The organism is Polyangium sp. 15x6, from assembly GCF_029960785.1.
GTDB lineage: Bacteria > Myxococcota_A > Polyangia > Polyangiales > Polyangiaceae > Polyangium.
Map to the genome: position 1 here is coordinate 343,362 of NZ_JASBQE010000002.1, position 11,104 is coordinate 354,465.

Below are 11,104 nucleotides of genomic sequence, written 5' to 3' on the forward strand. Positions count from 1 at the left end.
GGGGCGCGCCCGCTCTTCGGGAGCGCGCCCCGCGGAAAAACCTTTCACTGGCACTTGCCGCCGAGACACTTGCCGCTCAGGCATTCGATGCCCATCGTGCACGCCTGATCGGCGACGTTCTTGCAGGCGCCCTTGCCGTCGCAAACCGAGGTGCCGCCGCCGCACGTGCGGTCCTCGTGGGTCTCGTTCTCCGGGACGTAGGCGCAGATGCCCACGGAGCCTTCGAGATCACAGCGGACACACGCGGCGCCACACGCCTCGTTGCAGCACACGCCGCCCGAGCAGAAGCCGGTCGCGCAATCGCCTTCCTTTCCACAGGCGAGGCCCTGGGTGCACGGACCGCAGGAGCCGCCGCCGCAGTCGACGTCGGTCTCGTGGCCATTGCGGATGCCGTCGCTGCAGCTCACGCACGTGCCCATGACGCAGGACTGGCCCGCGGCCGCGTCGCATTGCGGTCCACACGTGCTGCGCGCGCCCGGGAGCACCTCCTCACAGGTCCAGCAGAGCTCGACCTCGCACGCGCTATCGCAGCCGTCGCCCGGCGCCGAATTGCCATCGTCGCACGCTTCCTTGCCCTGGCGGACGCCGTCCCCGCAGCGCGACTCGAGCGCGCTGACGCCCAGGTCGCGCCCCGACGGCACGAGATCCTCGAGGAATTCGCCCTCGATCATGCAGCCGTAGCCGGAAAGTGCGCAAGCCACGATCCACAAAAAATCACGTTCAACTCGTTTACGCGCCATGACGACATACCCCCGAAAAAGTCAGAACCGGATGTACGCCTCGGTCAGAAGAGAACCTGGACGCCGAGGAGCCCGCCCTGGAAGAGCACCACCGCCTGGGGCGCGGGCCCCTTCTTTGCCGTCGACACGTCGTCTTCGACGTTGATGGCATAAAGGGCCGTCCCGAAGCCCGCGACGCCGGCGCCGATGAACGACAGGATCGAGGCGTTCGCGAGGAATGCCATGTCGCGCTGCATGTCATTGAAACCGCCGGGGCAGCTCCGGCAGGGATCGGACCGGAGCCGCTCGCTCTCCGCGTCGATCGTCGCCGCCGCGGCGCCAAGGCCAATGCCGAACGAGGCGAAGAGCACGGTCGCCGCGACGCCGCCCTCGATGACCTCCTCGGCGCCCCTGTCGGGCGTGATGGGCGGCGGCACCGAGACCTCCCAGGGCTCGCGGCAGAGGCCGTTCGCCGAATGGCAGAGCCCGCCCGCGAGGACCACGAGCGATAGAATGCCCCGCACGACCACGCGCCCCAGACCCCTCGCGTTCTCACGAGAATGCATCGTTCCCCCCATGACGCCCAATCTCTAGCACCCGCCGGGGGGCCGTACGAGCCAATGCTCGCGGCGCGGCGCGCTCGCACGGCCTACGTCCGGCGCGCCAGGGGATTTCGTATGTCGAGAAAAACTGCCGTTCAGCGTTCTTCGGGGTCGAAGAGCGCGCCGGGGTTCATGATTCCGGCAGGGTCGACGGCGCGCTTGGCGGCACGGAGCGCGGCCTCGAATGGCTCGGGTCGCTCGTCGCGAAAGTAGGGGCGGTGCACGCGGCCGACGGCGTGGTGGTGGGTGATGGTGCCGCCCGACGCGAGGATCGCGCGGCTCGCGGCGTCCTTGATGGCCGCCCACGTCTCGAGCTCGTGACCTTCGAGCGCGGGGCCGAGGAACGTGTAATACGGCGCGGGTCCGTCCGGATACACGTGGGTGAAACGTCGCGCGAGAACGCCGCCGCCCAGAGCGCGCTGCAGGGCCGGGAGCACGGCTTCGTGCACGGCGAAGTCGAGCTCCTCGAATTTGTCCCACGTACACGCCGTCTCGAACGTGTCCGCGAGGACGCCGAGGGAGACGAGCGCGCTCTGCAGGTACGGCGCGCGGAAAAACGATTGCTTGTACGTCGCCTGCGCTCGTGCCCCCTCGCCGCGATCCTCGCGCAGCACCGGTCCTTCGGGACAAACGCCACCCGCCTCGGTCGTGATTTCGAGGGCCCGGTTCATCGAGGGCCCGAGCGGATGATCCGCCGATTCGAAGGCGAGGAGCAGCACGGCCCCGCCGTCGACGAAGACGCCGCCGATCAGGGCGTCCGTTCGATCGAGCAATCGGCAATTCGAGGGGTAGAGGCCCGATTGCGCGAGCATGCGGCACGCTTTGACGCCGTCCGCGAAGTGCGGGAACGTCACGCTCGCCGAGGCCCGGTACCGGGGCCGCGCCTGCAAGCGCACCCAGGCTTCCGTGATGACGCCGAGGATCCCCTCGGAGCCGAGCGCGAGCCGATCCGGGCTCGGCCCCGCGCCCGAAGCCGGGAGCCTGCGGCTCGCCCAGGTGCCGGCGGGTGTGATCATCCGGACGGAGGAGACGAGGTCGTCGATGTGGGTGTAGAGCGTCGCAAAGTGGCCGCCGGCGCGCGTGGCGATCCAGCCGCCGAGGGTCGAGAATTCGAAGCTCTGCGGGAAATGGCGCAGCGTGAGGCCGTGCGGGGCGAGCTGCTCTTCGAGGACGGGGCCGGTCGCGCCGGCCTGAATGCGCGCCGATCGCGAGACGGGCTCGATTTCGAGGACCCGATCGAGCCTCCGCATGTCGAGCGAGACCACGCCGCGCGGGCGATCCCCGACGTTCGCCTCGACGCCCCCGACCACGCTCGTGCCGCCGCCATACGGGATGACGGCGATGCCCTCGGCCGCGCAATGGGCGAGCAAGCGCTCGATGTCCTCCTCGGACCGAGGAAAGCTCACCCAATCGGGGGCGACCGAGAAATCACCGCGGTAGGCCCGGACGATGTCGCGATACCCCTTGCCGTACGTGTGGAGGATGCGGTCCTTCGGCGCGGCGGAGGAAATCGGAGCCAAGGCAGCGGGCGGCGCGACGCGCGGAGGCGGGAGGCGCGCCGATTCGAGGGAGGGCAAGGGCCGCGGGGAAAACTCCCGGCCGAGCAAAGCGCCGACCTGCATGGCGAGCGCCTGCCGGCCCGATTCGTCCGGAAAAGCGTCCGCGTATCCCCACGCCCAGAAGCTCCGCTCACGCTCGCTCATCGCTCTTCGGCTCCTCCGCGCCCAGCGCGGGCTTGATGCTCGGCGGACCCACGGGCGGCTCGGCCGGCGCGTCCGCAGGCGCGCTCGAATCGAGGAGCATGGCCATCCAGCGCGTCTTGTCGCTGCCTTCGAGGAGGATACGCGCCACCATCGTGAGGGGAACGGAGAGGAACATGCCCGCCGGTCCCCAGAGCCAGCCCCAGAACAGGAGGGAGAGAAACACCACGGTCGCCGACAATCCGAGCCTGCGGCCCATCCAAGCAGGTTCGAGGATGTTGCCGAGCACCGTGTGCACCACGAGAAACCCCGCCGAGACGGCCAGCGCCCGCCCCGGGCCATGCGAGAGGAGCGCGAAGAAGACGGGCGGCGCCCCAGCGATGATCGCGCCGACATTGGGGATGTAGTTCAAAAGGAACGCGACGAGGCCCCAGAGCAGCGCGAAATCCACGCCGAGGACATAGACGATGAGGCCCGCGAGGAGGCCGACCGCGATGCTGATGACGGTCTTGATGAAGAGGTAGTTCTGCACATCGCCGACGATCCCCGGGAAGAGGCCCACGTAGCCGCCGCGCTCGCCCGCGAGGGCCCGGAGCTTGCGCGAGAACGTGCGCGACTCGAAGAGCATGAAGCCGAGGATGAGCAGGACGATGAAGATGTTCGAGACGAGCCCCGCCAGATCACGGATCATCCCAGCGCCAAACGAGAGCATGGTGCCAGGCGAGATCATCTGGGTGATGGCCCCCCGAGGGACATGGACGTTGTGTCCGCGCAGCCAAGTCGTGAGCTCCACGGCGATGATGTCGATCCGAGCCTGGTAACGAGGCACGGCCTCACCGAACTCGGTCGCCGAGCCCGCAACGACGGACGCACCCGCGCTGAGGACGGCAATGTTCGCGAGGAGGACGAGCGTGGCAGCAACCGGCTCGGGGACACATCGCTTCTCGAGCCACGCGAGCGGCGGAGCGCTGACGACGGCAAGCAAGAGCGCCATCATGAACGGCACGAGCACGCTCGCAGCCGCATGGAGGGCCGCGACGATGACCACGAAGGCAGCAATCTGCAGGAGAACGTCAGAGCGAGACGGGACGCGCTTGTCCAAGGCGGAGGCCATCCTAGCCGGCCAAGCCGCCTCGCGCACCCCCCCCGTAGCGTAGCGCCGCGCCGGGGTTTCACCCCGGACCCCGACCAGGGGTTGTCCACCCCTGGACCCGGACCAGCGCAAGCGCTGGACTCGGGGTCGATGAACTGCGCGATGCGCAGTTCATCGAACGGGCCAGGTCAAGACCGGCGACGGGCTGCCCGTCGAGACCGCAGCGTTGACGTGTCTGCTCGCGCTGCTGTCTCAGCAGGCAACGCGGTTCGTGGTCTTGTCACGGGCCCGTCGGATGAACCGCGCATCGCGCGGTTCATCCGCCCTCGGTCCAGGCCGTGCCTGGTCCGGGGTGCAGGGGGCGGACAGCCCCCTGCTGGGGTGCGGGGCAACGCCCCGCTCCGCGCCGCTCCGCGCTCTCAGGGGCAGGCGCAATGCACCTGGGCTGTGCCGACGCAGAAGACGTCCCACGCCGACTTGCAGCACGTCTTGTCGATCACGCAAACGGTGTTCACGCAAGGGTCGCAGAGCGGATCGAGTTTGTCTCCGGGCGTGCATGGGTCGTGCGCGCAGAGCGGCGGGCCTGCGCTGCATCCCTCGTCCACCTGACCGTTGCAGTCGTTGTCCACGAGATCGTCGCAGACCTCGGCTTGCGGGGAGACCGAGGGCATGCATGCGAGCGCGCCTGCGGCGCACACGACGAACCCTGCCGCGCAGGGGCCGAACTCGCCGGTGTTGCACGATCCGCCGCTGCCTGGGCTGCCCTCGTCCGTCTCGCCGTCGCAGTCGTTGTCGAGACCGTCGCAGACCTCGTCCGTGGGCGCGATCGTCGCCGAACAGAACGGCTTGCCGCCGTCGCAGCCTGAAACGCCCTCCATGCAAGCGCCGAGGAGACCCGTATTGCAGGGGCTGCCGAGGTCTGCGACGTCCTCGTCGGTCTCGCCGTCGCAGTCGTCGTCGATCCCGTTGCAGACCTCGGGGGCACCACACGCGCTGCCGCCGCTTCCGCCTCCGCCGCCGTTTCCGCTCAGGCTCTCGCTACCGCCTCCGCTTCCGCCTCCGCCGCCGCTCCCTCCGCTTCCGCCTCCGCTGCCGATGAGGTTTTCGACCACGACTTCCGGTGTCGTTCCTCTCGCGCAACCGGAGGCTCCCACGAGGAGCCCCACCGCAATCATCGCCGCCCATCCCACGAGAACCTGCTCGCTCATCACGCTACCTCCCCAAGTCGGGCGGAAAGCCGCCGTCGGCTGCCCGCGCCAAGTCATGCGACCCTCTACGATGCTTCGAAGCTCGTAGCGGGGGTCACCAAAGGGAATTCGTGAAGAGACCTTCGAGAGTCGCGGACGGAATTTGACCATCGACGCGCGCCTCGAATAGGTGCGCCGCGCCCCTCGTGGGCCTTCCCGCGCCTTCGTCCCGCGTGTACAACGAGACATGCTTCGAAACGAAATTGGCTCGGTGGGGCGATGGGGGCGTGTTCTGGGCGTGATCGGCGCCCTTACTTTGCTTGCGGCCTGCGGGTCGGGCAATGGGGAGACCGGGAGCGGGGGCAACGGCGCCGGCGGCAGTGGTGCCTCCGGCGGCAGCGGCGGTAGCGGTGGCGGGGGCATCGGCGGTAGCGGTGGCGGGGGCATCGGCGGCAGCGGCGGCGGGGGCGTCGGCGGCAGCGGCGGCTCCGGCGGGTCGGGCACGCCGTCCGGCCTCTTCGAGGCGCCGAATCCCTGGAACAAGGACGTCTCGGCCCTGCCGAAGAACGCCGAGTCGGACACGATCACGGGCTGGCTCGAGAGCAATGGCGGCTGGGGCGCGGGCGCGTTCCGGATCGATTTCAGCATCGAGCTGCTCCAGGCGGATGCGAACACCGAGATGCGCACGTTCCAGACCACGGACGATTTCTACAATCCGGATTGCGAGCACGTCCCCTTCCCCGTCCCCGCGGGCGGCGCGATCGAGGGCGAGCAGGGCTACGAGTGCGTCAACGACGGCGATTGCCACCTGCTCGTCGTGCACCAGCCGACGAAGACGCTTTATGAAATGTGGCGGGCGAACATCGTGGGCAACACGTTCTACGGCGGCTGCGCCGTGACGTGGAACCTGACGAAGTCGTACCCGCCGAACCTGCGCGGCGAGGGCTGCACCTCCGCGGATGCGGGCGGCTTCCCCATCTCGGCGATGTTGTTCTCGGCGGACGAGGTGGCGGCGGGGTCGATCGACCACGCGATCCGGTTCATCCTGCCGAACGCGCGCATTCGCGACAACGTGTACGTGCATCCGGGCACGCACAGCACGGGCCCGACGTCCGGCGGCCCGAACGCGCCGCCCTACGGCGTGCGCTTCCGGCTGCGCGCGGATTACCCGCTCGACACGCTGCCGTCCGAGGGCGCGCGCGTCATCGCGCGGGGGCTGCAGAAGTACGGCATGTTCCTGGCCGACGCGGGCAACATCGCGCTCACGGCGCAGAGCGATCGGTTCACGACCCACAAATGGGACGAGGTCGGCGTGGACTCCTACGCGCTCGCGGACATCCAGCCCTCGGACTTCGAGGTCGTCGACATGGGCGACCCGATTCAGTGGAGCGGGGACTGCGTGCTGAACCCGAAGTGAAGGATGGGATCGAGCGCGCGGGCGTCCTCCGGAGCTCCCGCGCGCCCCGATCCCCCGACGAAAGTCGGCTCGAGAAGCCAAGAGGTACGTTCGTCGTCAAAGCATCTCGGGGAAGCCGCGGAAGTACGCCTCGAAATGCAAGACGAACGGGTACGTCTGGAGCTCGTAACGAAAGCCCTGGATGGGCGCGATCGGGACGTCCATCGGCAGGTCCCCCGCGCAGCCATGGGTGAAGATCCAGGTCTCGATGGCTTGCCCCGTCGGGGCGTCCCGCCGCGCGACGCGCTCGAGCCGCGCTCCGGACCAAGCGACGTCGGTGATGAACTTCTGCGTGCCCTGATCGAAGACGTCCCACGTGCGCCGGACGAGCCGCCCCGCCTCGTACTCGAAGTCGACCGACTGGTCGAGCACGCCGTCCCCTTTCGTATCGTACTCGATGCGCGCGATGAGCCCGCCTTCGTTCCAGAAGACGCGATCGACGTAATCGATCTGGCCGTCGCCGTCGGCGTCGAAATCACGCCGCGAGACGTGCCCCGCCGCGAGGTCGTCATAGAAAAAATCCTCCGTAACGATCTGCTCGCCGTTCATGTACACGCTCTCGGCCTTCACGAGCCACTGGCCCGCCGCGTAGGACTGGCGAAAGACGTATTCTTCCGTGCCATCGCCATCGCTGTCCCGGCCCACTTCGAGGACGAACGGCTCGCCGTCGAGATACCGGTACCGCGCGACGCTGGAGAGGGCCCCGTCCTTCCAGAACTCGTCTCGCTCGGGTTTGCCCGCGGCGTCGAAGAAGAAGCGTGATTCGCTGTGCGTGTCGCCCTCGGGTTTCGAGGCGACGTAGGTGATGCGCACGACGCGATCCTCGTCGTCCCATTCCCAGGTCATCTCGCGATGAGGAGCGCCGAGGCGGTCATCCTCGACCGTCTGCGCGACGCGGCGGCCTTTCGCGTCGTAGTCACGCTTCACGAGGAAGAGTTGCTTACCGTCCGCCGTCCGCTCGACGTACTGGAGGATGCGGCCGCCTTCGTCGTAATGGTAGACCGCGCTCATACGAGCGTCGTCGTCGAGCCGGTAGTCGATCCGGTTCGTGCAGACCGCCCCGGGGACCTCGTCGTCCTCCACGCCCTCCACGGGCGCATCCGTGGCGGCGGGGCCGCCGCAGCCGAGCAAGGCAAGCGCTATCGGGGAGAGAGCGAGCATGCGAGGGGGGAGCATCCCCCGAGGGTACACGCCGAAGCGCCCGGAAGGTTCAGCCTTCGAGCACTTCGAACCGGATGCCCGCAGCCTGGAGCCGCTCGATCAACGGGTCGCCCATGCCCGCGGCCGGAGTCACGACGCCGACGTGCGGCGGGAGGCGGTCTCGATCGAAGGCCAGACAAAGCGCGCTCTCCGCGATCATTTTCGAGGTCTCGCCATAGCCGGGATCCCCGCCGCTCACCCGCGTGAGCACGCGGCGGCTCGAGCTCTGGCCGCGGAACGTCACCTGGAACCAGCTTCGCGCGCGCTTTTCTGCGCTCGGGCCTTCGCCGGAGGGGCGGAGCTTCGAGAGCAGCTTGCGCGCTGGGCCGATCTGCGAGAGCCCGACGACCGCGCCCATCCCGAGCGTGATGCCCGCGAGCGCCAGGGGGGACGAAAAGACGAGGTTGTGGCCGTATCGGAAATCGGGGCCGTACACGTCGAGCGCGCGGGCGCTGCGCAGGACGATTTGCGGATCGATCGACGGCATGGGGCAAGCCCAGCCGCCGAGCTCGGGCTCCTTGCGCACGCGCGGGCGGAGCTCCTCGACGACACGGCCGCCGGGCAGCGGCTCCTTGGCCCAGGGGCGCGCCTTGCTGGCGAAGCCCGCGCCGCCCATTTCGTTGAGCGCCGATTGCCACGTGCCGCCCGAGAACGAGCCCATCGTGCGGACGAATCCTTCGAGCGTGATGGGCTCGCCCTTGGGGAGCTTCTGCACCGTGAAGAGCGCGCCGAGGTCGTGCGGGATGCTGTCGAAGCCGCAGCAGTTCACGATACGAACGCCCGCCTTGCGAGCGTCCTCGTGGTGCCGCTCGATCAGGCGGTTGACGAAGCTCGGCTCGCCCGTCAGGTCGACGTAATCGGCGCCCTCGCGGATGCAGGCCTCGACGAGCGGCTCGCCGTAAAGGGCATAAGGCCCCACGGTGGTGAGCACGACCCGCGCCGAGCGGGCCATGCGCGCGAGCGAGGCGGCGTCGTCGGAGCTCGCCTCGAGGAGCGAGGGACGCGGAGCGTCGGCCAGGACGGACGTGATCTCGCGCAGGACACCTTCGAGCTTCTGGGCGCTGCGGCCGGCGAGGGCCCAGCGGAGGGGCGTTTTCCTCGACGTCTCGGCGAGGTAATGGGCGACGAGGCGGCCGGTGAAGCCGGTCGCGCCGAAGAGGACCACGTCGTATTCGCGCTCGGTCGTCATGGGTGGCTCGATACCACGGCGAGCCCTCGGGCAGGAAGCGCCGTGCTACTCTCTGCCCTCATGAGCATCGAGCAGGCCGGAAAGCTCATCGCCGAGGCGCGGTCGGCTCTGTTCATCACGGGCGCGGGTATCTCCGCGGCGTCGGGGATCCCGACCTACCGCGGCGTGGGCGGGCTCTACGGCGATCGCGTGACCGACGAGGGCATGCGCATCGAAGAGGCGCTCTCCGGCCCGGTGTTCCGTCGCTCGCCGGAGCTCACGTGGAAGTACATCCACCAGATCGAGCAGGCCTGCCGCGGCGCCGCGCCGAACGCCGCGCACCGGGTGCTCGCGCGCATCGAGGAGCGTCTTTCGCGGAGCTGGGTGCTCACGCAGAACGTCGACGGCTTCCACCGCGCCGCCGGCTCGCGCAACGTGATCGACATCCACGGCGACATCCACCGGCTGCTCTGCACGAGCTGCACATTCACCGAGGTCGTCGAGGACTACGCGCATCTCGACCCCTGCCCTCGCTGCACCGAGTGCGAAAAAGTGCTGCGGCCCGACGTCGTGCTCTTCGGCGAGATGCTCCCGCGCGCGAAGATCGAGCGGCTGCAGCGCGAGCTCGAGCGTGGCTTCGACGTGCTCGTCTCGGTGGGCACGTCGAGCCTCTTCCCGTACATCGCCGAGCCCATGATCGAAGCGGCGAGGCGCGGCGTGCCCACGATCGAGGTGAACCCCGAGCCGACGGTCGTCTCGCACGCAGTCGCGCTGCGGTTGCCGATGGGCGCCGTGGAGGCGCTCGAAGGCATCTGGCGCGTCGTCGAGAGCAAGCCGGCCCGCGCGTGATCGGGCTCGCCTGAGGCGCCTCCGCATCGGCCTCCTGTCCTCGATCGAGGACAGGGCCCCTCAGCCTCCTCGTGCATCCTAAACGCCAAACTGCTGGCACATCGGTTGCCTTGCGCGCCGCGCTCGCCAAGAATCGCGCGAGTCTTTGGGCACCGTCTTCCGGTGCCGCGCTTGTGAGGAGAAGAGATGAGGAACGTGAAGCAGATTCTGGTCGCTCTGGGGCTCGTGGCGTTCTTGGCCGGCTGCAGCGACGGCGGTAACGAGAACACGGGCGGCGCGGGCGGCGACGGCGGCGCGGGCGGCAGCGGCGGTGCGGGTGGCGCGGGTGGCGCAGGCGGCGCGGGTGGCAGCGGCGGCGGCGCAGATCTGGAGGCCCTTTACAAGGCCGCCGTCGTCGATGCCTCGGTCCCGGAGGCGGACGAGATCTCCGACAAGCTGACGGAGATCCGGCCGGACAACGCCGAGCTCGTGCTCGACGCGAACGGCCGGGTGAAGATGGTCACCTGGACCTCGTATACGGGCTACGACGCGCTCGTCGGCATGGAGACGACCCTCCCCGTGGAAGTGTGGGTCAGTGCGGCGCCCAAGCTCGCGGAGTTCTGCAAGGCGACGGGTCTCAAGGGCGCCGAGCTCGACCTGCGGCTGGAGCAACTCCTCGGTCTGCCGCCCGGCAACGGCAAGACCCGCGTCGTGGAGCTCTGGGTCCCGATGAGCGGCATGTTCCGCCCCTCGCCCGATCTCGAGATCGACGACAACGTCGCCCAGCTCGACTTCCCCGCCGGCACGCCGCAAACGCACATCGACTGGATCACGAACCTGCGAATGACCTCGTACGGAGACCCCGGATATCCCTGGACGCAGCTCGGCTACACATACGACTGGGTCCCCGGCGGGACCGAAGTCGGCCTGAGCGAGTTCGTCATCAGCAAGGGAACGATGGTCGCCGTGGCCGCAGTGACGGGCCAGGAAGAGTACTGCGCGCAGTAGTCACAGGGGAGGCGCCTCGCTGGGGCGTTGCCCCAGGCCCCACCAGGGGCTGTCCGCCCCTGGACCCGGACCAGCGCAAGCGCTGGACCCGGGGTCGATGAACTGCGCGATGCGCAGTTCATCGAACAGGCCGAGGCAAGACC

General features: G+C 68.9%; 10 protein-coding genes. 3 read left to right on the forward strand and 7 right to left on the reverse strand.

Annotated features, from left to right (window positions below; genetic code table 11):
• Window positions 1-44 precede the first annotated feature (44 nt).
• The 5 genes from QHF83_RS02885 to QHF83_RS02905 all read right to left on the reverse strand — a co-directional run bounded on the left by QHF83_RS02885 (window position 45) and on the right by QHF83_RS02905 (window position 5,322).
• The gene (locus QHF83_RS02885; RefSeq protein WP_282416198.1) at window positions 45-701 is read right to left on the reverse strand and encodes a DUF4215 domain-containing protein; all 657 of its coding nucleotides are present in this window, start codon (window positions 699-701) and stop codon (window positions 45-47) included.
• An 83-nt stretch (window positions 702-784) separates the two neighbouring features.
• Window positions 785-1,285 carry a hypothetical protein gene (locus tag QHF83_RS02890; protein ID WP_282416199.1) on the reverse strand — a complete coding sequence of 167 codons (501 nt, stop codon included), beginning with the start codon at window positions 1,283-1,285 and terminating at the stop codon, window positions 785-787.
• A gap of 131 nt (window positions 1,286-1,416) precedes the next feature.
• Window positions 1,417-3,024, reverse strand: a complete 1,608-nt coding sequence (locus QHF83_RS02895; RefSeq protein WP_282416200.1) for an FAD-binding oxidoreductase — start codon at window positions 3,022-3,024, stop codon at window positions 1,417-1,419.
• Window positions 3,011-4,123: an AI-2E family transporter gene (locus QHF83_RS02900; protein ID WP_282416201.1), complete on the reverse strand. Its 1,113-nt coding sequence runs from the start codon at window positions 4,121-4,123 to the stop codon at window positions 3,011-3,013. The genes QHF83_RS02895 and QHF83_RS02900 overlap by 14 nt, the downstream gene beginning before the upstream one ends.
• Before the next feature lie 410 nt (window positions 4,124-4,533).
• A complete protein-coding gene (locus QHF83_RS02905; protein WP_282416202.1) occupies window positions 4,534-5,322 on the reverse strand; it encodes a MopE-related protein in 789 nt (262 codons plus the stop codon).
• Between the two features lie 226 nt (window positions 5,323-5,548).
• Between QHF83_RS02905 and QHF83_RS02910 the strand changes: the two genes are divergently transcribed.
• The gene (locus tag QHF83_RS02910; protein ID WP_282416203.1) at window positions 5,549-6,718 is read left to right on the forward strand and encodes a hypothetical protein; all 1,170 of its coding nucleotides are present in this window, start codon (window positions 5,549-5,551) and stop codon (window positions 6,716-6,718) included.
• Window positions 6,719-6,814: 96 nt separating this feature from the next.
• Here the strand turns inward: QHF83_RS02910 and QHF83_RS02915 are convergent, their stop codons facing one another.
• Both QHF83_RS02915 and QHF83_RS02920 read right to left on the reverse strand, forming a co-directional pair.
• Window positions 6,815-7,918: a hypothetical protein gene (locus tag QHF83_RS02915; protein WP_282416204.1), complete on the reverse strand. Its 1,104-nt coding sequence runs from the start codon at window positions 7,916-7,918 to the stop codon at window positions 6,815-6,817.
• A gap of 49 nt (window positions 7,919-7,967) precedes the next feature.
• The gene (locus QHF83_RS02920; RefSeq protein WP_282416205.1) at window positions 7,968-9,146 is read right to left on the reverse strand and encodes a saccharopine dehydrogenase NADP-binding domain-containing protein; all 1,179 of its coding nucleotides are present in this window, start codon (window positions 9,144-9,146) and stop codon (window positions 7,968-7,970) included.
• 60 nt (window positions 9,147-9,206) lie between these two features.
• Between QHF83_RS02920 and QHF83_RS02925 the strand changes: the two genes are divergently transcribed.
• Window positions 9,207-9,974: an NAD-dependent deacylase gene (locus QHF83_RS02925; RefSeq protein ID WP_282416206.1), complete on the forward strand. Its 768-nt coding sequence runs from the start codon at window positions 9,207-9,209 to the stop codon at window positions 9,972-9,974.
• 195 nt (window positions 9,975-10,169) lie between these two features.
• Window positions 10,170-10,961: a membrane lipoprotein lipid attachment site-containing protein gene (locus tag QHF83_RS02930; protein ID WP_282416207.1), complete on the forward strand. Its 792-nt coding sequence runs from the start codon at window positions 10,170-10,172 to the stop codon at window positions 10,959-10,961.
• Window positions 10,962-11,104: the final 143 nt, after the last annotated feature.

Excerpts from the sequence above, each read along its gene's own strand:
- QHF83_RS02890 (WP_282416199.1), bottom strand. The coding sequence starts at position 1,285 with ATGCATTCTCGTGAGAACGCGAGGGGTCTGGGGCGCGTGGTCGTGCGG.
- QHF83_RS02895 (WP_282416200.1), bottom strand. The coding sequence starts at position 3,024 with ATGAGCGAGCGTGAGCGGAGCTTCTGGGCGTGGGGATACGCGGACGCT.
- QHF83_RS02905 (WP_282416202.1), bottom strand. The coding sequence starts at position 5,322 with ATGAGCGAGCAGGTTCTCGTGGGATGGGCGGCGATGATTGCGGTGGGG.
- QHF83_RS02910 (WP_282416203.1), top strand. The coding sequence starts at position 5,549 with ATGCTTCGAAACGAAATTGGCTCGGTGGGGCGATGGGGGCGTGTTCTG.
- QHF83_RS02915 (WP_282416204.1), bottom strand. The coding sequence starts at position 7,918 with ATGCTCGCTCTCTCCCCGATAGCGCTTGCCTTGCTCGGCTGCGGCGGC.
- QHF83_RS02920 (WP_282416205.1), bottom strand. The coding sequence starts at position 9,146 with ATGACGACCGAGCGCGAATACGACGTGGTCCTCTTCGGCGCGACCGGC.
- QHF83_RS02925 (WP_282416206.1), top strand. The coding sequence starts at position 9,207 with ATGAGCATCGAGCAGGCCGGAAAGCTCATCGCCGAGGCGCGGTCGGCT.